This window comes from Marinobacter sp. NFXS9, assembly GCF_040148665.1.
In the GTDB taxonomy this organism is placed as follows: Bacteria; Pseudomonadota; Gammaproteobacteria; order Pseudomonadales; family Oleiphilaceae; genus Marinobacter_A; species Marinobacter_A mangrovi.
Genome location: NZ_JAGDDW010000007.1, coordinates 1 through 20,502 on the forward strand (window position 1 = coordinate 1; position 20,502 = coordinate 20,502).

Here is a 20,502-nt window from a genome sequence, read left to right on the forward strand (position 1 = left end):
ATCCCGTGGGATCATGGGGCTTTCTTCCGGTTTTTGGACGAAACGGGGAGATTTATGATGGATATTATACCCCGAAGTCAGGCCAACTCATTGCCTTTGTTCAGGTTTTTACTTTTGCAGGGGCGACAAATTACTATGACGGAAACCAGAAGTAATTTGATGTAACGACGTCCGGCTTCAACTGGATCAAACCTGGTTAGGCATTGCTCTGCCAGGTTTGCGTGGAGAGTATGATGAAGATTCCCAGCGCATTAATTGCTTTCGCAATGGTCGTTTCCGTGCCTGTGGCGGCCGCCCCCTATGCTGAGTGGGGGGTGCTTGCTGATGGTACGTCGCTTAAAGAAGTGTTTGTAGAGGTAAAAATGCCCGAGGCATCTGAGGTGCCCCTGCCACCTCCGCCTGGAGGTGTTTTCATAAACTCAGCTTTTGGCTCTGGCAGCTGTATAGTAGGAATGAGAACCAAGCATACAGTAGATGAGGTGTGCGATTTTTATAGAGCTAAGCTGAAGTCGCCTGAATATTTAAGTGTTAAAGAGGCTGAGATGGAGGGGGTGCCAAGCTGTGCTATTTATAAAAATGGTAATGCAGATCATCAGGCCGTTGGTGTTCTGGTATATGAAAATGAAGATCAAATGATGGCGAAAAATGGAACCACACTAACCCTTTTGAGTTACAAATCTCCGGTGGATGATGACTGCGATGGCTTGTTGTTAAAATAAAAGCAGTTGTGTCATGAGGCTGTCTGGCCTAAATAGTCGATGCGGCCCTATTCTAACGTATAGGGCTTTGGCGTGCACTTAATGATAAAGGCCTTCAGGTTTGATCTGGACTGCCCTAGGGAATCAACGCTGCAAATCCGATGGCTTTGCCGTCCATCGCCCATGAGTGGAAGCGACAAGTTGTAGGCCCAAGGATCGCAAGCTCACACTGCATCACATAGCTGTCAGCATTCATCAGTGCTGCGCCATCATCCGACCACAGGACGCAGGCCGCTTCCTCGGTGACGCTGGTTAGCAAGGAGGCGTTGGCCTCAATCGCCAGCGCGTTAACATCGACCATGCCCATAAGCTGCTCACAGGAACGACCAGTTGGCATGAAAGCGGTTTGTGCCGCGCCTGACTGAACGTTGCGCCACCGCCTCGGTAAACCTCGTGAAGGGCTTTATACTGGATTCATTACCTGTTTCCCGAACCGTCCGGATAACACGCCGCCAGCACAGCTAATTGAAACATGAAACTTCGCCCCTAATACACTTCAGCGCGACGGGATTGATGAATCCGTCGCGCAGGACGTAACGACTAGTATTCTTCCGGGTCCAGTTGCTTCATAAACGGCCGAACCGCCTGGATATCTTCGTCAGGGACAGTATCGATAGCTTTCATCTGCGCTTTCGCCTGCCGAGCCATCTGCAGAGCTTGGGCGGATACGTTCTGATTATTGCCGGCGCTCATCATCCTGTCCATCATAGCCCGGTTATCCTCCGTCATATCTTTATAATTTATCGCCAACTCAGCCATCACAATACGATCGCCTGTTTTTGCCCATTCCTCAACGCTATCGAAACCATGCTTTTCTACGATAGCTTCCAACTCACCACGGGCACCAGGGTATGCATCCAGTGAACCCAATACGCTCGAGAAGGGACGGGTCATATCCCGCTCTTTATCTGAAGCCTCTTCAAGACCAGGATAAGCGTCACTAAAGCTCCTAAGCTCTTCTTTAGTATCGATGAAAGATTGAACCTTCTCATCAGTCAATGGCGCTGCCTGCGCCATCCCCGTCAGAAACAGGCTTGCAAAAATCAGGAAAATTGAAGCAAGTATTCCTCGATGCTCAACTGTAAACGGCTTAAAGTGCTGCATAACTACCTCCTTGTAGACATTGTCGTTTCTTCCAATGAATGGATTTTTCTGAATCTGCAAAACGATTCTATCGAATGAATAGAAGCGTTCGTCAATTAATTTCGAGTACTTTCTTTGAATAAGTGCATCGACCACTTTCCAGAGCTGATCTGCGCCGAGTGTTTCGAGTCGATCACGAGGACTTGGCCCGCTATCTTCCAGTACGTTGAGTCGCTTTATAAAAGCAAGAGAAGATACTCCTCTGTGAGCTACCTCACCAGAGTGGGAGCCAGCAGAACGCTACCTCAGTGGTTATATCGTGAGACACCCGCTTATTTTGACGAAAACTAATCGCATTCATTATTTAACGGACCCTTGAAATCCAAGATGACTTCCGTACTTCCATTTTTCACCAACAATCGATCATCATTCTTATGCACTATTACTCCCGTAGCCTGATAACCATCACTACCGTCTTTAAACATAGCGCAGCCTGCCCCCAATTTTCATCCCCCTCCACGCAAGCGCAGCAAAGCAGAGCCTGAACGAGATTGATCTAGCTAAGGCGCACTTTCCTAAGGTTCGAGCACCGCACACAATGCTCGCTCTGATCGTCGAATAGGGTTCAAAGTCGCCGAACCAACTCAACCCGCCGATTCAGCCTTCGCCCAGAATCTGATCCGTTATCACTCACTGGAGAATAGGGCCCAACACCAGCCGGTCTCAGGCGGTCCGAATCCACATCGTATTTAGTTTTCAGCGCATTAACGACTGAAGCAGCCCTACGCGAGGACAAGGTCAGATTGTAGTCGCTATCACCCGTGTCATCGGTGTGACCGACCACATAGAGGTTTAACTTCGGATGAGAGCCGAGGAGGTCTGAGATGGCTTGGAGAGCCTCATCAGACTTGGGCTTGATGGTGGCCGAATCAATGTCAAAGTATATTCCATAAATCAGTGCTTTTCCGGTTTGCTCTATTTTCTCGTAGAGAATGTCTGCATTAACTTTAACCAGATCAGTTTCTGCCCCCTTTTCTTCTACAATGACTTGCTGAATCCATGCATCACCTTCGAAGCCCCCCACATATACTGCTATGGCAATACGTCCTTGAGCCGTGTCCCGAGTCGCCACAAAATAATACGGTTTTCTGTAAAAGTTCTCGACATCGTGATCGACTGCGAGACGCTCAGCTAATTCAATGGATTCCTGCTCGCCGCCACAGGCCCTACGCTCACAGGAAAACTTCACCGAGAAGCCAAGATTTTTCGCCGCTCTAAGGTAGTTCTGATAGACCTTCAACGTCGAAACGCCCTCAACTTCGTAAGTGTACTGATGGATATCTCCAGTAAAATTAAGCTCAACGGGAGCAACACCTTCCGAACCTAATCGGCTGACCGGTAGTGCAATTTTTTCATATTCAATGTTCCGGGCCCGGCTGAGGCTTGCCCCCGGAAATCGAGCTATCATAGGATGGTCCTGCGCCTTCTCCCTGGAAGTACGCTGATCGATTGGAGGCGCTGACTCTACCGGATCCTTGATATAGCCATCATTGACATCGATGAGCCCATTTTGCAGAGGCACCTCCTCAACAACAATCTGCTGCACTTGCACATCGCCGTCAAAGCCACCTATAAAGAGCCCTATTTGAATGTCGCCTTTCGGGCTGTCCAGTTTCGCCCGAATATAATATGGTTTGTTAAAGTAATTGCCGACATAACCCAATACACCTGAAGCCAGATCAAGCAATCCGTGGTCCTTATCACCGCACTCTGCTAACCGACAAACTGAAACCATAGTCGATCCGACATTCTGAAGCGCTTTTCTGTAATTCTCGAACACTTTTAATGTCGAAACACCCTCGATTTCATATGTTATTCCTGTGAAGTTTCCCACAAGTGAATCAACGTCAAGGCGGCCCTCTTCACCGACCGGCCCCGATGGGAGCTCAACCCGCTCATACTCGGTATAGCGCCAGTCTTTGATTTCTGCACCGGGATACCGACTTATGAGGGGATGGTCTGTCTGATTGGCAGAGGCCCACAGCGTAATCAGGCAAAGACATAACACTGCGAGGGTTCTTATGATCATGAACATTCCTTATTCAATTACTAGCAGCCAACTAATCCGGGCGGGCACTTTGAGGCTTTCCTCACTGGCACCGGCGGCCGAAATCCCACCGGTGCCGTTTTTTAGTAGCCAATCAGACCACTGTCAACACCTTTTTGACTCCTGCAGAAATCGAAAGCTACGCATCCACATCAAACCTCAGATGGAAATCAAGTCAGTAGCGACTGATCGCAGATGGTCAAAAGCAGGTCCGACTTGTATTCAGAATCTCGCAGTTACCGCCCAGCTTGGTTAAATCCGATGCTTCCCCTTGATCTAGCAGCGGCAATCCAACCAGACCCACAAAGACAAACCGCACTCCGTCAAAGAGAGAGCTTGTCGGCACCTTCTTTTGACAATTTCTTGAAAATTCACAACTGTCATCAAAAACTCTAATTTCGATACTACTTTTCAGCGATCCATTCAACGCCGCTTCGGCGTCCAGGCCCAGATCATCTCGATGGTGATGGGCTCCTTGCCCTCGGCGTCGTGGATGGTGACCTGGATCGGCGCTTCACCCTTGTCGTCCTCGCGCATGCGCTGTTGCTGCTCCGGCGACACGCTGGCCTCGACCCGCATGTCGCCACTGGCGCGCTTGGTGTAGTCGGCACGGACGGTCTTGATGACCGGCACCTTGTCGTCCGGCACGTTAAGCCCGACCAGGAAGCCGGTCGCCGATTCCGCCAACAGCAAAGACGCTACCGCATGCACACCGCCAATGTGGTTCTGCACCCGACGCTTGTTGGCCAGACTGATCACGCAGCGATTTTCATCCAGGGTTTCAATGCGAATGCCCACGGTGCCGGTAAACGGGACCGCCTTGCCGAAAAACAGCGACAGCGCACGGGACCGGGCAAACCCCGGCAGCCGGTTGATGCGATTGACGATGCCGTGCAATCGATTGTTTGCTTTCATGGGTGGATCTCCAGTGTCTGAAAACGCCTCTGTGGGCGTTTGTTTTCGGGCTCTTCACGGAGCCTCTGTGTGGTTGGTTTGAAAACCAGATGCGACATTAGCCCATCCGGCGTTGGAGGGGAACAAAACGGCCATAGAACAGGCCGATTCGGGGCGGTTATACTCGTTCTTCAACGGTATGCCATTTGAAAACCAAGGGACAAGCATGAGTGATCTGAAGACACAATTCGACGAAGCCGTGAACTACATCCAGACCGCCGAGGGCGACTTCAAGCCGTCCAACGAGCTCAAGCTGGAGTTCTACGCACTCTACAAGCAGGCCACCGAAGGTGACGTGAGCGGCAAGAAGCCCGGCATGCTGGACGTGGTGGGTCGCGCCAAGTACAACGCCTGGGAAGAGGTGAAGGGCATGTCCAGCGAACAGGCCATGCAAAAATATATTGATCGTCTGGAATCCCTGAAAAACGGCTGATTCCAGTCACATAGCCAGCGTCACAGGGCCTTGTGGCGCCGGCTACCCCTCATTTTGGCCTTTCCACACGTGAATCTTTCAAACGCCTGTCATAGAATGCGCGCACTCTAACAACAAGAACACACGTCGTACTGCGAGTAATCTTTCATGAGCATGACCGAAGCGCTGGACCAGAGTCAGTCCGGCCTGCTGTCGCGCGTTCGTCGCGCCATCCAGACCCACAAACTTAACCTCCGCACCGAGCAGACGTACCTGCACTGGATCACCCGGTACATGCTGTTCCACGATCTGCGCGATCCCGCCGAACTGGGCGAGAGTGAGCAACAGCTTTTCCTGGGGTATCTGCAGGAGCGCATGCGCGTGTCCCAGGCCCGCCTCAACCAGGCACGCCAGGCACTGGCGTTTTTCTATGAGGAAGTGGTGGGACAGAATACCGTGAGTGCCGCCAGCTGACCCGGCGTTGCCTCACCGCCCCTGAACGTTGGTGTTGAAGCTGTCGTAGGTGCGGTTTTCCGGCGGGCGGATCACGTAGTTGTTCCCGAACGTTTGCCCGGGGACTTCCTTGGGCGCACTGAAGCGGATTTCGGCAGGAATCTCGTGGCGCCCCAGATCCGTGCGGTCGTCGCGCGGTTGCAGCGCCAGCGGGTCCAGGTAGTAATCGTCGTCCGGACTGCTGACCGGCCGTGCCGGCACGCCGGCGGCCGGGGCCGCCAGCCCGCCTTCGATGGCGGTATTGGACAGGGTCTCGGAGTCCAGCGATTCAAACGGGATGGTCTTGACCGTGGACCGCTCCTCATAGCCAAAATCATCACGGGCCTGCTGGTCGGCGCCTTCCTGCTGCGCATGGGCCAAGCCCGTCACAAGAAGCGACAGCGTGAAGGCGCGGGCAAGCAATTTGTGACAGCGGGCGGATAACATGGCCAAATCCCTGGAACCGATGTAGATTGAGGTCGCGTGGCGACTGTCTCCTACGGCGTCACGACGACAATAATTGGACAGTTTATCGCCAATTAAAGCAGCAGTTTTAATTATTCGCCCGTTTTGTGACGGTTATCACCGATGCCGATCACACCCCGCCTTAACCCGGCGTTAACCCCCGCTTCGATACCCTCACCCTATCCGAAACCGCCCGATAGCCCGAGGAGTCCCGTTACCGTGGCGCATCCCACATACCCCTGCCTGATGGCGATCGTCCTGGCGACCACCCTGACCGGTTGCGCCATCCGCGGCGACAACCCCGACTACACGGAACGGACCCAGACGCTGGTCGAACAGGTGCCAGCCTGGTCCCAGCCCACGAACGGTCAAAAGATCACCGCACTGACCGACCTGATCCAGTCCGACGCACTCGACACGCTGGTGCAGCAGGCGCTGGCCGCCAACCCGAGCCTGCAGCAGACCCTGCTGACCCTGCGCATCCGGGAAGCCGAGCTCAAGCAAACCGGCGCCGATCGCCTGCCGGGCCTGGAAGCCGGCTTTTCTGCCAGCGATGAAGAAGACAGCGACGCCAGCTACACGGGCTCGCTAACGGTCAGTTGGGAAGCCGACCTATGGCAGAAAATCGCCGATCGGACCGCCGCCGCCGGCAAGGATGTGGAAGAACAGGCCGCCCTTTACCAGTCCGCCCGCGACAGCCTCGCGGCGGACGTGATGAGCAGTTGGCTGGCGCTGATCGCCCAGAAACACGCCATCCGCATTCAGCAGGAACGCCTGGCCACCCTGGAAAACAATGAAACGCTGATCAAGCAGCGGTACCGGAACGGCCTGGGCACGCTGGAAGACCTGGACAGTGCCCGCAGCTCCTCCGCCAGCGCCCGCGCCACCCTGGAAAACGATCGGGAAACGCTGGCCCAGCAGGAACGGGCCCTGAAGACCCTGCTCGGCCAGGTGCCGTCCACCGGCAGCGATGTTCCGGGCGACTACCCAGCCGTGCTCACCCCGCTGGCCGATCTGCCGACCCAGACCCTGCAGCGGCGTCCTGACCTGATCGCCGCCTACCACGCCATCGAAGCGCAGGACTACCGGGTCAGCGCCGCCTACAAGAACCTGTTGCCCAGCATCAGCCTGGAAGCCGCCCTGAAAGACGTGGCCGATTCGCCGGCCCAAGCCCTGCTGACCGATCCGGCCTGGAGCCTGCTGGGCCAACTGACGGCGCCTCTGTTCCAGGGTGGCGAACTGCGGGCCGCCGCCGATTCTGCCGAGTACGAACGCGCGCAGCTGTTCCAGGCCTATCGCGAGACCCTCCTGGACGCGGTCAACGAAGTGGAGGATTACCTGGGCCTGGAACAGTCCCTGACCCGCCGCCAGCAGCATATTGCGGATGCGCTCGAGCGCCAGGAAAGCACGCTGGAGCAATACCGCGCCAGTTACCGCGCCGGCCTGGTGGACATTCTCGACCTGCTGTCAGTCCAGCAGCAGACCTACGACCTCAAGGCCCAACTCGACGATCTGATCTATCAACGCCTGGCCAACCGGATTGACCTGGGACTGGCACTGGGACTGGGAGTGAACTCATGAAGCGCAAACTCATCCGCAGCCTGCCGCTGACCGCAGCCCTGGTGGTCGTCGCGGGCGTTATTTTCTACATCCACGACCAGGCCCAGGCCTTCGCCGACCGGCCATTCACCAAGCCGGAAACGCCGGTCCAGCGGGCGGACGTGTCCGTGGTGTCGGTGGAACCGGGCACCTACGCCGCCCATATCTCCGCCTTTGGCGCGGCCAGCGCCCATTACCAGCTCACCCTGAATGCCCAGGTGTCCGGTCAGATCGACGACATCACCGGCGAATTCGAAGGGGGCAACCGCGTGGCCAAGGGCGATCTCCTGGCCGAAGTGGAGGCCAGCAGTTACAGGGAAGCGTTGGCGAGCGCCCAGAGCACCCTGGCCAGCGCCAGGGTCGACCTGCTGGAGGAAGAGCGACGGGGTGAGCAGGCGGTTGCGGAATGGAAGGCCTCCGGCCTGTCCGGGGAACCGGACTCCCCGCTGGTGTTGCGCAAACCACAGTTGGCGTCCGCAAAGGCCGCCGTTGCTGAGGCCCGGGCAGCGGTGGATACCGCCCGCTACAACCTTAACCAGACCCGCATCGTGGCGCCGTTCGATGCGCTGATCACCGATCGCAGCGTGGCGCCGGGCAGCTATGTGCAGTCCGGCACCGAAGTGGCCACCCTGGTCAGTACCGACCGGGTAGAAATCAGCGTCAGTCTGTCCGCCGAAGAATGGAACCAGCTGCCGGACCAGCGGTTGCTGACCGGCGGCCAGTGGCCCGCCACCCTGACCAACATTGAAACCGGCCAGCACTGGAGCGGCCGCATCATTCGAGCCCGTCAGCATCTGGACGACACCAGCCGCCAACGGTCCCTGGTCATTGCCGTCGACGCCCCCTTCAATCAGTCCCCGGCCCTGTTTCCCGGCACGTTCCTGCAGGCCACCGTCGCCGGACGCGATGTCGACGGCCTGTGGAAACTGCCGGCCACCGCCCTCAGCCAGAGCGGCGAGATCTGGTACGTCACCGACGACAACACCCTGGCCAGCTTCGCCGCCGAACCGCGATTTGCCAGCGACGGCGCCATCTACATCGTGCCGCCGAAAGCGTTGGCCGTCGAAAAAGAGCGGGTGGTAAGGCAGCCGCTCAGCAGCTACGTCGAAGGCATGGCCGTGAATCCGGTCGAGGAGAACAGCCATGTCTGATCCATCCCTCGAGCGGGGCATCATTCCCTGGTTCGCCCGCAACCCGGTTGCCGCCAACCTGTTGATGGTGCTGGTGATTGCCCTCGGTGCCATCGCCCTGGGTTCGCTGCAGAAAGAGGCCTTCCCGAGCATGGAGCCGGACAGCCTGTCCATCTCTGTGAGCTACAACAGCGGCTCGGCGCAGCAGTCCGAGGAAGGCCTGGCGATCAAGATCGAGGACGCGCTGGAAGACGTCACCGGCATCGACTCGATCACCAGTTCGTCCACGTCCAGCGGCACCACGGTCACGGTGGAGAAAACATCCGACTACGATCTGGATACGCTGCTACGGGACGTGAAGGCGAAGGTGGACGCCATCAACAACTTCCCATCGGAAGCCGATAAACCCGTCATCAGCAAGGACGAACGGGAAGAGCACGCCCTCTGGATCCAGCTCTACGGCGACGCCAGCCGGCGCACCCTGCAGCACCTGGCGGACAGTCTGAAGAGCGACCTGCTCGCCAACGACAACGTCAGCCGGGTGTCCATTTCCGGCTGGCTGGATCCGATGATGGCCATCGAGATCGACGAGGGCCACCTGCAGGCCTACGGCCTGACCTTGTCCGACGTGGAAGATGCGGTGAACGCCGGCTCCAGCAGCGCGATGACAGCGGTCCTGCGTGACCAGGATCTGTACCTTCAGCTCAAAGCCTCCGAGCAGGCCTATCTGAAAGAAGACTTTGCCAATATCCCGCTGATCACGACCGCCAGCGGCGACCGCATCCTGCTGGGGGATGTGGCCCAGATCCGCGACACCTTCGACGACACCACCTCGACCCTGTCCCGTTTCGATGGCAAGGACAGCATTGCCCTGCAGATCATCACCACCGGCACCGACGACATTTCCGACTCGGTCAACGGCGCGCGTGACGTGGTGCAGCAGTGGCGGGACGAGGGCAAGCTGCCGGAGAGCATCAAACTGGCCACCTGGTACGACCGCAGCACCTCCATCAACGAGCGGCTGCAGCTGCTGATCGACAACGCCCTGTTCGGCATCGCGCTGGTGTTCGGCCTGCTGGCGCTGTTCCTCAACCTGCGGGTCGCCTTCTGGGTCGCCATGGGCCTGCCGTTCGTGTTCTTCGGCACCCTCTACTTCATGGGCGACAGCTTCCTGGGGCTAACGCTCAACGAATTCACCACCTTCGGCTTCATCATGGCCCTGGGGATTGTGGTGGACGACGCCGTGGTGGTCGGTGAAAGCGTCTACTCGGTACGACAGGCCGAGGGCGACACCCTGCGCAACACCATCAGGGGCACCCTGCGCGTCGCGGTACCGACCCTGTTCGGCGTGTTCACGACCGTGGTGGCGTTCTTTGCGCTGTCGCAGATCCAGGGCGGCTTGGGCAAGCTTTATGCGCAGTTTGCGGCGGTCGTCAGCCTGTGCCTGGTGCTGTCGATCATCGAATCCAAGCTGATCCTGCCGGCTCACCTGGCCCACCTGAAAACCCGGGGCGAGCCGTCGAGGGCGTTGCCGGCCCGGGTCTGGGGCGGCATCCAGGGCGCAGCGTCCGGTGCCCTCAGTCTGTTCACCGAGCGGTTCTACCGGCCACTGATCAAGCTGGCGCTGACATTCCGCTACACCACGGTGATGCTGTTCATGGCGGTGCTGATCCTGGTGATGGCGATGCCGTTCGACGGCACCATTCGCATGAGCTTCTTCCCGGACATTTCCGGCGACACCGCCCGGGCCCAGGTTGCCCTGTACAACGACGCCAGCTACGGCCTGACCCACAAGGCCCTGGCGGAGCTGGAAGATTCGGCGTATCAGGCGGACCGGGAGCTGCGCCACAACACCGGCGACAGCGGCATCGAGCACCTGCAGGTCACCTCCTCCGGCGACCAGTCCGGCAAGGTGACGGTGAAACTGATCGCCGACGCGCCCTACGATCTGAAGCAGTTCACCCGGGAATGGACCACCCTGGCCGGCAACCCGGAAGGCGTGCGCTCCCTGAGCATTCAGAGCCACCGCAACAGCGTCGATGCCCTGCGGGTGGAGCTGCGCGCCAACGACGACAGTCTGCTGACCCGGGCCGGCGCCCTGTTCCGCACCAAACTGGCGGACATTCCCTCGGTCAGCGGCATCGAGGACAACATGCAGCCCGGCCAGCCGCAGCTACGCCTGTCGCTCACGCCCCAGGGCCGGGCGCTGGGCATGACCACGGACGACCTGGCCCAGCAGGTGATGCAGGGTTTCCAGGGCCAGGTGGTCCAGCGTTACCAGCGCAACAACGATGAGATAGAGGTCAAGGTCCGCTTCCCGGCGGCCGACCGCCAGTCCATCACCAATGTCCTGCAGTCCAACGTACGGGCGCCGGACGGCACAGCGCTGGCGCTGTCCAGCGTGGCCAAGGTGTCGCTGGGCTATACCCGCGACACCATCACCCGCATCGACGGCAAGCGGGCGGTGTACCTGACGGCCGACGTCAACAAGGATGCGCTGTCCTCGACGGAGCTGGTCGCCCTGCTGAAGCGCGATGTGGTGCCGGAAATCAAGAGCCAGTACCCCGGGGTCGATGTCTACTTCGCCGGTGAGGCGGAGCAGCAGCAGGAAACCCAATCGTCCATGACGGAAGTGTTCCTGGTGGCGATGCTGGTGATTTACATGCTGCTGGCGATTCCGCTGAAGTCCTATGTCCAGCCGCTACTGATCATGACCGCGATTCCGTTCGGCATCGTCGGCGCGCTGCTGGGCCACTGGATCAACGACCTGTCGCTGGGCATCCTGTCTCTCAACGGCATCATCGCGCTCAGCGGCGTGGTGGTGAATGACAGCCTGCTGCTGGTGTCACGCTACAATGACCTGAGACGGGAAGGGATGGATCGCAAAGAGGCGATTGTCGAATCCGCCACCAGTCGGATGCGGGCGGTGCTGCTGACCTCGGCCACCACCTTTGCCGGGCTGATGCCGCTGCTGGGGGAAACCTCGCGCCAGGCGCAGTTCCTGATTCCGGCGGCGGTGTCGCTGGCGTACGGTATCCTGTTCGCGACATTCATTACCCTGATCCTGATCCCGGTCCTGTTGCGCATCCAGACGGACCTGCAGGAGCGGATCGCAGGCTGGTTCGGCAACCGGCAACCGACGGACGAGGCCCCGGCATAATGCTCAGCGTACTTTTGGTGGAGGACGACCAGGACCTGGCGATGACCATCGTCCAGTACCTGGAGATTCAGCAGATCCGCTGCGACCACGCCAGCAATGGCGTGGCCGGCCTCCAGCTGATCCGCACCAACCGCTACGACGTGATCCTGCTGGACCTGAACCTGCCGCGCATGGACGGGCTGTCGGTCTGCCGCGAAGTACGCCGCAGCGGGGACGACACCAGCATCCTGATGCTCACCGCCCGGGACCAGTTGGCGGACAAGGTGGAAGGTTTCGAGTCCGGCACCGACGACTACCTGGTCAAGCCATTCGAGCTGCAGGAGTTGCTGGTGCGCATCCGCGCCCTCGCCCATCGCCGCAGCGGACAGGTCCAGCGCCTGCGCTGTGGGGATCTGGAGATGGACCTGACCGCCCAGCAGGCGACCCGTAGCGGACAGCCCCTCAAGCTGTCGCCTACCGGCTGGCGTCTGCTGGAAACCCTGCTGCGCGCCGCGCCGTCGGTGGTCACTCGCCAGGCGCTGGAACAGGCCGTCTGGGGCGACGAGCCACCGGACAGCAACAGCCTCAAGGTGCACATGCATCACCTGCGCAAGACGGTGGATCACGGCCACGCAACGCCACTGATCCATACGGTTGCCGGGCGCGGCTTCATGATCCGGGAGGGCGGCGATGATCCGGAAAATCCGGCTTAAATGGCAGTTGGCGGCGATTTTCCTGGCTCTGGGCGTCCTGCTGGTGGCGGGCTATTCCATGCTGGCGGCGCACTACTTCATGCTGGGGATGGACAGTTTCCTGGTGGGATCCATGGAACACGCGGTCCAGCGCTACGAGACCGAAGCGAAGCAGGGCCTGACACGACCTGAAATCGAAGGATTCACCATCACCCGGCGCTGGGCCGAACAGCCCTCCGCCGTCCAGTCGGCGTTCGGCCAGCCTCCCGAACCGGCGCGCACGCTGCTCAAGGCCCGCGTGGAGCGCATCAAGGGCAAGCAGCACGGCCGACTCTATTTCGCCATGCGCTTTCCCGAGGCCGACGGCGATCTGTTCATTACCCATGAGATTTCCCGGAAATCCGTTTCCGATCTGGTGGGCACCATCATTCACGACAACCTGAACAGCCTGCTGACCATCAGCATCGGTTCGGCACTGGCACTGGTCCTGATCCTCTGGCTGGTGCTTAGAAGCGTCTCCAAACCCGTGAGCCGGCTGGGGCAGTGGGCACACGACCTCAATACCGACACCCTGCGCGAACCGGTCCCGGACTTTCGGTATCCGGAACTCAACGAGCTCGCCGGCCTGGTCCGCTCCAGCCTGTCGTCCCTGGAAGAGAATCTGGAACGGGAGCACCGCTTCTTGCGCCACACCAGCCATGAACTGCGCACGCCCATCAGCGTGATCCGCAACAACGTGGAGCTGATCCGTTCACTGCCGCCCGAGAAAGGGCCAGCCAGCGACTCCCCCCTGGGCCCGATCATCGACCGGGTCGACCGCGCCAGCCTGACCATGAAGCACCTGACCGAGACGCTGCTGTGGCTGAGTCGGGACGAGCCGGAAAATCTGCCGACCCGCACCCTGTCCCTGGACACCCTGATCCGCGAACTGGTGAGCGAACACCGTTACCTGCTGCGGGACAAGGACGTAACGCTGACGGTGGAGACCGAGCCTACCGCTCTCGATCTGCCGCACGTGGCGGCCCGGGTGGTCATCGGCAACCTGATCCGCAACGCTTTCCAGCACACCTGGGCCGGCGAGGTCAGTATCCGCCAGCAGGGCGACACGGTGCACATCGACAACCACCAGGCCAGCGACGAGGACGCCAACGACGATCTCGGTTTCGGCCTGGGACTGCAGCTGACGGCGCAACTCACGGAGCGCCTGGGCTGGTCCTACCGGAACGACCCGGCACCGGGCGGTCACCGGGTCACCCTGCGCTTGGGCACTGTCGGCACGGGTTGATCTGGTAGACTGGAGCGCATCGTCACAGCTCCGGGATACGAGAGGGTATGCGCGCAAAACTGATCACCCGCGAAGGCTTCAACGCCCTGCAGAAAGAACTGGATTACCTCTGGCGCGAGCATCGGCCCGAGATCACCCGCAAGGTGCAGTGGGCCGCCAGCCTCGGGGACCGCAGCGAGAACGCCGACTACCAGTACAACAAGAAGCTGCTGCGGGAAATCGACCGCCGGGTGCGCTACCTGCGTCGCTCGCTGGCCGAGCTCAACGTGGTCGACTACGCCCCGGAGCAGGAAGGCCGGGTGTTCTTCGGCGCCTGGGTCAGCGTCGAGAACGAAGACGGCGAAACCCGCCGCTTCCGCATCGTCGGCTACGATGAAATTTTCGACCGCAAGGACTACATCTCCATCGACACGCCCATGGCTCGCGCTCTTCTCAAGAAAGAGGTGGACGACGAAGTGGAAGTGCGCACGCCGAAGGGGCCCGCGTATTGGGTGATTACGGAGATCGAGTATGTGCAGGATTTGGAGTGATTGAGGGGCTCGCGTCCTTATAAAAAGCCGCCTTGGAGTCTGAAACCAATGGATACCACCGCTTCCGTCGCCTAAGAGGGCCGTCCATGGCCGCTCATGCGATGAGGACATCCTGTCCTCGGCTCCAGCGATGGCATCCATTGGTTTCGATCTGGCCTTTGGGGCGGTCGCCTGGGTTTAGGGACTCATCGAGGTGACATTCCGAATCGTGGGCGTCAACAGCCATGTAGGTTGAGCCGACGCAGGAAGCCCAACAAGCCAGGTTTGCGGCCAATTCAATCGTCGCCAAGCCAGTTTTGAGACCCCTTGCTACAGGCATGTCTGCGATTATAGGAACGTTCGGAGCCCACGTGTTGTTGGGCTTCCTGCGTCAGCCCAACCTTGTATCTGTCCATGAACTTTGGCTAGCTACCAGAGTTCACTTGGAAGCCGGGTATATAGCGCCCAACCTGAGGGCATAGACCCTGCGTTGTAGATGTAACCCGGCTTCCTCTTTATCGCACTCTGAATGGTATCCGAGTCCCTGGCCACGCCAGAGAGGCTGCATGTACAAGGCGAGATGACGATATGACGGCACAGATTGGTATTGATGTCAGCAAGAATAAACTGGACGTCTGCTGGCTGAGAGATCCGAACACCCTCAAGCTGAAGACTCGGATCTTTGGGAACGACAAGCCGGCCTTTGGAGAGCTCATCCAGTGGCTGTGCAAGCAAACCGGACAGGCACCGGAGTCGATCCACGTGATGATGGAGGCCACCGGGGTGTATCACGAGGCCCTGGCCTATGCCCTGTATGGCGCCGGCATGACGGTGTATGTGAGCAACCCGCACCGGGTGAGCGAGTTCGGCAAGAGCCTGGGGCGGCGCTCGAAGACAGACAAGCGGGACAGCATCATCCTGGCCCGATTCCTCGACAGCCGTGCCCACCAGCCGTGGCAGCCGGAGCCCTTCGAAGTTCGCCAACTCAAAGCGCTGCTGAGCCGCCTGGATGCCCTGGATACGGACATCCAGCGTGAGTACAACCGCCAGGAAAAGGCACAGATCCAGGACGCGTCCAAGGCGGTCCAGGACTCTATCCGCAAGATGATCCAGACCTTGGAAGAGGAGCGGCACCGGGTGGAGCGGCAGGTGGATGATCATTTTGACGATCACCCGGGGTTGAAGAACGACCGAGAGCTGCTGAAGAGCATTCCGGGTATTGGCCGCGTCCTGTCGGCCGAACTGACGGCCATGCTGCGCAGTCGAGACTTCCGCCATGCCAGTGAACCCGCCGCGTTCGCCGGCCTGGTGCCGTTGATGCGTGATTCCGGAACATCCGTCCACAAGCGCCCCGTGATGAGCAAAGCCGGCAATGGGCGTTTACGCGCCAAACTCTATATGGGAGCCATTGTGGCGACTCGGCACAACAGGCGGATCAAAGGACACTACCAGCGGCTGCTGGCGCGAGGCAAAGCCAAGATGAGCGCCTTAGGCGCCGCTATGCGGAAACTGGTGCAGATGGCCTACGGCGTGCTGAAGCACCAGCAAGGCTACGATCCTCAGTGGGCAGCGTAAGCCCATTGAGGACTGTAGGGACAGATGGTATCTACGGCCCCAAAGCATCTGCTACCTGCTCGAGTCGACACCGAAATGTAGCTGATGGGATGGTCCCCTCCCACTCTTCGGCATCGATGTGCCATGGTTGATCGTGCGAACAATTCAACGAGAGCCATAAGGAGGGGGCCAATGACAGTGTCAGTAATTGGGCTCGATATTGCAAAACGCACATTGCAAGTCCATGCCGTTGATGAGCATGGGCATCGGCTTCTGAATCGGTCATTGAAACGCCACCAGTTGCTGCAGTGGTTCGCGACGCTGGACCGTGTGGAAGGCTGCGTCGTTGGCATGGAAGCCTGCGGCACCTGCCATTACTGGGCCCGGGAACTGGAGAAGCTGGGCTACCAGCCGCGGCTGATGAAGCCTTCGCTCGTCAAGCCGTACCGGCAGGGCCAGAAGAACGACGCCCGGGATGCTGAGGCCATCTGCGAAGCGGTGCAACGCCCGAAGATGCGGTTTGTCCCGCAGAAGACCGCCGAGCAACAGGCGGTTCTGGGGCTGCACCATGTCCGCGAACGCCTGATTCGGGAGCGGACACGCCTGATCAACCAGACGCGGGCGATTCTGCTGGAACAAGGCATCAGCATCGCCCTGGGTCGAAAGCGCTTTCGGGAAGCCGTGCCCGAGATCCTGGAGGATGGCGAGAACGCCTTGCCGATGCTGCTCCGGGAGACCGTGGCCGAGGTTTACGACGAGTACCGGGAGCTGGAGGTGCGCATTGAGCGCCTGACCCGGCGCATCGAGTCGGTGGCGCGCCAGGACCCGGCCTGCCAGCGTCTACAGGCGATCGAAGGTGTGGGCGCCCTGACGGCCACCTTGCTGCGAGCGCTGATCGGTGATGCCAAGCCGTTTCAGTGTGGCCGGGACTTTGCCGCCTATCTGGGGCTGACGCCCCGTCAACACTCCAGTGGAGACAAGGAGCGATTGCTCAGCATTACCAAGGCAGGAAACGGTTTGCTGAGGCGCTTTCTGGTACATGGGGCGCGCGCGGCCTTACAGCGATTGACGGGCAAGGACGACGCCCGTTCGGCCTGGTTGCGGGGGCTGTTGCACCGCCGGCCCCATAACGTGGTGGCCGTGGCACTGGCGGCGAAGAATGCGCGGATTGCCCTGGCTCTGGTCAAGGGCGATACGGCTTACGCGCCGGCCTGAAACCATGGTCGGACAACACGAACGCACCGATTAACAACCAAACGAGTACTCAACCGGGTTTGCGATCTCCCTGAGATCATGGTGAGCGGCCAAGCCGACATCCTCTGAAAACTGATGAAGCGTCCGGACCGAACGAGTCCGAGTAGCTGTATAGGAGTTGAGGATGAGCGGAACCCATGAGGGCCCGGAAGCCAGAACGCTTCCACGATGAGGCCGGATATGCGAATGCAACCGTTCTTCATTGACCTGGGGGAGTGACCAACAGGGAGGGGACCATATACGACGCTTCAGCTTCGGAGCAGCCGTCAGGCTGCCTTACTATTTCCCATCGGCCACGCACGCATTAACCTTTTCCCGGCCATAAAAAAACCCCGCAAATTGCGGGGTTAAGGCTAGCGCTGTGCTGGAGGGAACAATACCTGAAGCGCTTGGCGTCTCAGATATTGTCTTACTCGACACTTTCTATTCTGCACATTCGGGGTTACACCCAAGTGGCCCCGCAATTACACTTTTTTAAGGGGTCGACCGGGAACTTTTTGGCCATTCTAGGTTGAGCATTCTAGAAACCCGCCCTAGATTCTGCGCACAGGTATGAAAGCGCTGCCCGCCAGCTGTTGAGGCTGAACGGCGACGACACACAGTAATACGAGGTGCACCCGGATGAATGTGAAAAAAGCGATCGACATGGCCCTGAACGGGCTGGATGCAGTGGGCTACCGACTGGATCAGTACGGCGTCACCAGCAAGGTGAACCGCCATACGCTGATTGCGCTGGCCATGGCCGAGCAGAAACACCTGGAAGGGGAATGGGACAGCCTGCAGGCGCGCTACGGCAGCCAGATCCGCCGTGTCGAAGGCCTGGTTAACCGTGCCCGGGGCCTGGCGCGCATCTGATCACGCGGGCGCGAGTCCGGCCGCTCACGACTGCGAGAGGCTGGACTCCTGCTGGGCTTCTTTCTCGTCGGTCTCCACCGCACCGGCCTGCAAGGCCTGCTCCTGAACCCGCAGCGCCTTGCCCCGAATCGGACGATAGAGCGGCAGGAAGACCTGCACACGCAACCCGGGATTTTCCTCGCCGGGCCGGCGGTCACTCAACTCGATGCGCCCCTGGTGAATCTCCGTCACCGCACTGACCAGACTGAGGCCGAGGCCATTGCCGGGTAACGACCGACTCTTGCCCACCCGATAGAAGCGCTGGAAGACGTTGTCCTTCTCACTGTCCGGGATACCGATGCCGCTGTCGCTCACTTCCAGAACCGCTTCGCCTTCCAGCTCTTCCACCGCCACGCGGATATCACCCTGTTCCGGCGTGTACTTGATGGCGTTGTCGATCAGGTTACTGACCATCTGGAACAGCAGGTCGCGATCCCCTTCGATCTTCACTTCCATGCTGATGGCCTGCTCGAAGGCCTGATCCTTGTCTTCGGCCACCGCTTCATAGAGTTCGCAGGCATCGGCCACCAGTTCGCCGAGGGAGATGACGGTTTTGTCGGCCGCGTTGCCACGGGTTTCCAGGCGGGCAATCCGCAACAGGGCGTTGAAGGTCGCCAGTAGCTGATCGGCTTCCGACACGGCTTTGGCCGCCTGATCACGGGCTTCGTCGTTGTCCACTGCCATCAGCGTGTTCTCAAGCTGATTGCGCAAACGGGTCAACGGCGTACGCAGATCGTGGGCGATGCTGTCAGAGACGTGGCGGATGCCTTCCATCAGGTAGACGATGCGGTCGAGCATCTGGTTGAGGTTGTCCGCCAGCTGGTCGAAATCATCGTTGGTGCCGCGTGTGGGTATCCGCAAGGACAGGTGACCGTTCATGATCCGCCGTGAGATGGCGTTGATCACCTCGATGCGTTTGGTGGTGCTGCGGCTCATCATGAAGCCGCCCAATAAAGCCAGTGCCAGGGTAATGCCCATACCCCAATTGATGGCACGTTCGATCAGGCGCTTGAGGGTGGTGAGTTCCTGGACGTCGCGCCCGACCAGCAGGCGCAGGCCGCCCTGCACTTCGAACACACGGGCCCTGGCCAGGCGCTCGGAGCCTTTCCAGCCCACTTTGTCGTCCAGGGTGAAGTTGATCCAGCCGTTCTGGATCTGGGCTTCTTCCGGCCAGGTACTGAGATTACCGGCCAGCTTGAGATAATCGTCGGTGGCCAGCAGGTAGAGGGATTTGGCGTTGGGATCCCGGGCCACCCGCTCCCGGATGATGGTGATGAGGCCGTTGACGCCACGGCCCCGGTACTGCTCGGCCAGACCGGCGATTTCCGCCTCGATGGTTTCATCCGTCTGTTCGGTCATGAAACCGGCGGTTCGCCAGTAGATAAAGGCCAGCAACAGGAATACGGAGGTGGCAAAAACCACCATGTAAAGCAGGGCCAGCTGAAAGGTAGAGGTTTTAAGCTGACTAAGTATCTTCACGCAACATGTATCCTGCGCCCCGCACCGTTTGCAGCAACGGCGTATCGAATTCCTTGTCGATCTTTGCGCGCAGCCGGCTGATGTGGACGTCGATCACGTTGGTCTGGGGATCGAAGTGATAGTCCCACACCTTCTCCAGCAGCATGGTCCGGGTGACCACCTGGCCGGCGTTGCGCATCAGGTATTCCAGCAGTCGGAATTCCCGGGGCTGGACGTCGATGTTCTGACCGGAACGCTTGACTGTACGGGCCAGCAGGTCCATTTCCAGATCCGCCACGCGTAGGACGGTTTCTGTTTCCGGTGACTGGCGGTTTCGGCGCACCAGGGCGTCGATCCGGGCCAGCAGTTCGGTGAACGAGAACGGCTTGGTCAGGTAGTCGTCACCACCGCCGCGCAAACCTTCCACGCGGTCGTCCACGTCGCCCAGGGCACTGAGGATCAACACCGGCACGCTGTTACCGGTGGCCCGTACCGTCTTGATGATGTTCAGACCGTCCATGCCCGGCAGCATCCGGTCGACAATCATGATGTCGTAGTCTTCGCTCGCTGCCAGCATCAGCCCGTCCTTGCCATCAGCCGCATGGTCGACGACAAAGTCGGACTCCTTCAGTCCCTTGACGAGGTAAGTTGCTACATCATGATCGTCTTCAATTACCAGCGCTCTCACCGGTCAGGCCTCCCGCAATGCGTGAATGG

The 20,502-nt window shown here is 59.4% G+C and carries 19 protein-coding genes; 12 read left to right on the forward strand and 7 right to left on the reverse strand.

The window, feature by feature from the left end:
* Positions 1–233 precede the first annotated feature (233 nt).
* Entirely contained in the window at positions 234–719 is a 486-nt protein-coding gene (locus J3364_RS12085; RefSeq protein WP_349558596.1) for a hypothetical protein, read from the forward strand.
* Between the two features lie 115 nt (positions 720–834).
* Here J3364_RS12085 and J3364_RS12090 read toward each other — a convergent pair whose 3' ends face one another.
* The 4 genes from J3364_RS12090 to J3364_RS12105 all read right to left on the reverse strand — a co-directional run bounded on the left by J3364_RS12090 (position 835) and on the right by J3364_RS12105 (position 4,863).
* A complete protein-coding gene (locus tag J3364_RS12090) occupies positions 835–1,065 on the reverse strand; it encodes a hypothetical protein (RefSeq protein WP_349558597.1) in 231 nt (76 codons plus the stop codon).
* Positions 1,066–1,298: 233 nt separating this feature from the next.
* Complete coding sequence (locus tag J3364_RS12095) at positions 1,299–1,862, reverse strand: hypothetical protein (protein WP_349558598.1); 564 nt, start codon at positions 1,860–1,862, stop codon at positions 1,299–1,301.
* 604 nt (positions 1,863–2,466) lie between these two features.
* The gene (locus J3364_RS12100) at positions 2,467–3,930 is read right to left on the reverse strand and encodes an OmpA family protein (RefSeq protein ID WP_349558599.1); all 1,464 of its coding nucleotides are present in this window, start codon (positions 3,928–3,930) and stop codon (positions 2,467–2,469) included.
* Between the two features lie 441 nt (positions 3,931–4,371).
* Complete coding sequence (locus tag J3364_RS12105) at positions 4,372–4,863, reverse strand: DUF4442 domain-containing protein (protein ID WP_349558600.1); 492 nt, start codon at positions 4,861–4,863, stop codon at positions 4,372–4,374.
* A 205-nt stretch (positions 4,864–5,068) separates the two neighbouring features.
* Between J3364_RS12105 and J3364_RS12110 the strand changes: the two genes are divergently transcribed.
* The gene (locus J3364_RS12110) at positions 5,069–5,335 is read left to right on the forward strand and encodes an acyl-CoA-binding protein (RefSeq protein ID WP_123636586.1); all 267 of its coding nucleotides are present in this window, start codon (positions 5,069–5,071) and stop codon (positions 5,333–5,335) included.
* Between the two features lie 147 nt (positions 5,336–5,482).
* Positions 5,483–5,788 (forward strand): site-specific integrase, encoded by a 306-nt coding sequence (locus J3364_RS12115; RefSeq protein ID WP_349558601.1) that lies wholly within the window; start codon positions 5,483–5,485, stop codon positions 5,786–5,788.
* Positions 5,789–5,800: 12 nt separating this feature from the next.
* Here the strand turns inward: J3364_RS12115 and J3364_RS12120 are convergent, their stop codons facing one another.
* The gene (locus J3364_RS12120) at positions 5,801–6,253 is read right to left on the reverse strand and encodes a hypothetical protein (RefSeq protein WP_349558602.1); all 453 of its coding nucleotides are present in this window, start codon (positions 6,251–6,253) and stop codon (positions 5,801–5,803) included.
* 237 nt (positions 6,254–6,490) lie between these two features.
* Here J3364_RS12120 and J3364_RS12125 point away from each other — a divergent pair, with 237 nt between their 5' ends.
* The 9 genes from J3364_RS12125 (at position 6,491) to J3364_RS12165 (ending at position 18,288) form a co-directional block, all read left to right on the forward strand.
* Positions 6,491–7,852 (forward strand): TolC family protein, encoded by a 1,362-nt coding sequence (locus J3364_RS12125; RefSeq protein WP_349558603.1) that lies wholly within the window; start codon positions 6,491–6,493, stop codon positions 7,850–7,852.
* Positions 7,849–9,021 (forward strand): efflux RND transporter periplasmic adaptor subunit, encoded by a 1,173-nt coding sequence (locus J3364_RS12130; protein WP_349558604.1) that lies wholly within the window; start codon positions 7,849–7,851, stop codon positions 9,019–9,021. The genes J3364_RS12125 and J3364_RS12130 overlap by 4 nt, the downstream gene beginning before the upstream one ends.
* Complete coding sequence (locus J3364_RS12135) at positions 9,014–12,160, forward strand: efflux RND transporter permease subunit (protein WP_349558605.1); 3,147 nt, start codon at positions 9,014–9,016, stop codon at positions 12,158–12,160. The genes J3364_RS12130 and J3364_RS12135 overlap by 8 nt, the downstream gene beginning before the upstream one ends.
* Entirely contained in the window at positions 12,160–12,852 is a 693-nt protein-coding gene (locus J3364_RS12140; protein WP_502882511.1) for a response regulator transcription factor, read from the forward strand. Before J3364_RS12135 ends, J3364_RS12140 begins: the two co-directional genes overlap by 1 nt.
* Positions 12,830–14,116, forward strand: coding sequence for a sensor histidine kinase (locus tag J3364_RS12145; protein WP_349558606.1), 1,287 nt, complete (start codon positions 12,830–12,832; stop codon positions 14,114–14,116). The genes J3364_RS12140 and J3364_RS12145 overlap by 23 nt, the downstream gene beginning before the upstream one ends.
* 47 nt (positions 14,117–14,163) lie before the next feature.
* The gene (gene greB / locus J3364_RS12150) at positions 14,164–14,646 is read left to right on the forward strand and encodes a transcription elongation factor GreB (protein ID WP_349558607.1); all 483 of its coding nucleotides are present in this window, start codon (positions 14,164–14,166) and stop codon (positions 14,644–14,646) included.
* Positions 14,647–15,213: 567 nt separating this feature from the next.
* Positions 15,214–16,200 (forward strand): IS110 family RNA-guided transposase, encoded by a 987-nt coding sequence (locus J3364_RS12155; RefSeq protein WP_349558608.1) that lies wholly within the window; start codon positions 15,214–15,216, stop codon positions 16,198–16,200.
* A 171-nt stretch (positions 16,201–16,371) separates the two neighbouring features.
* Positions 16,372–17,394 (forward strand): IS110 family RNA-guided transposase, encoded by a 1,023-nt coding sequence (locus tag J3364_RS12160; RefSeq protein ID WP_349558609.1) that lies wholly within the window; start codon positions 16,372–16,374, stop codon positions 17,392–17,394.
* 660 nt (positions 17,395–18,054) lie between these two features.
* Positions 18,055–18,288: a hypothetical protein gene (locus J3364_RS12165; RefSeq protein WP_203142184.1), complete on the forward strand. Its 234-nt coding sequence runs from the start codon at positions 18,055–18,057 to the stop codon at positions 18,286–18,288.
* A gap of 24 nt (positions 18,289–18,312) precedes the next feature.
* Here the strand turns inward: J3364_RS12165 and J3364_RS12170 are convergent, their stop codons facing one another.
* Both J3364_RS12170 and J3364_RS12175 read right to left on the reverse strand, forming a co-directional pair.
* Positions 18,313–19,806: a HAMP domain-containing sensor histidine kinase gene (locus tag J3364_RS12170; RefSeq protein ID WP_349558610.1), complete on the reverse strand. Its 1,494-nt coding sequence runs from the start codon at positions 19,804–19,806 to the stop codon at positions 18,313–18,315.
* Complete coding sequence (locus J3364_RS12175; protein WP_123633755.1) at positions 19,793–20,473, reverse strand: winged helix-turn-helix domain-containing protein; 681 nt, start codon at positions 20,471–20,473, stop codon at positions 19,793–19,795. Before J3364_RS12175 ends, J3364_RS12170 begins: the two co-directional genes overlap by 14 nt.
* Positions 20,474–20,502: the final 29 nt, after the last annotated feature.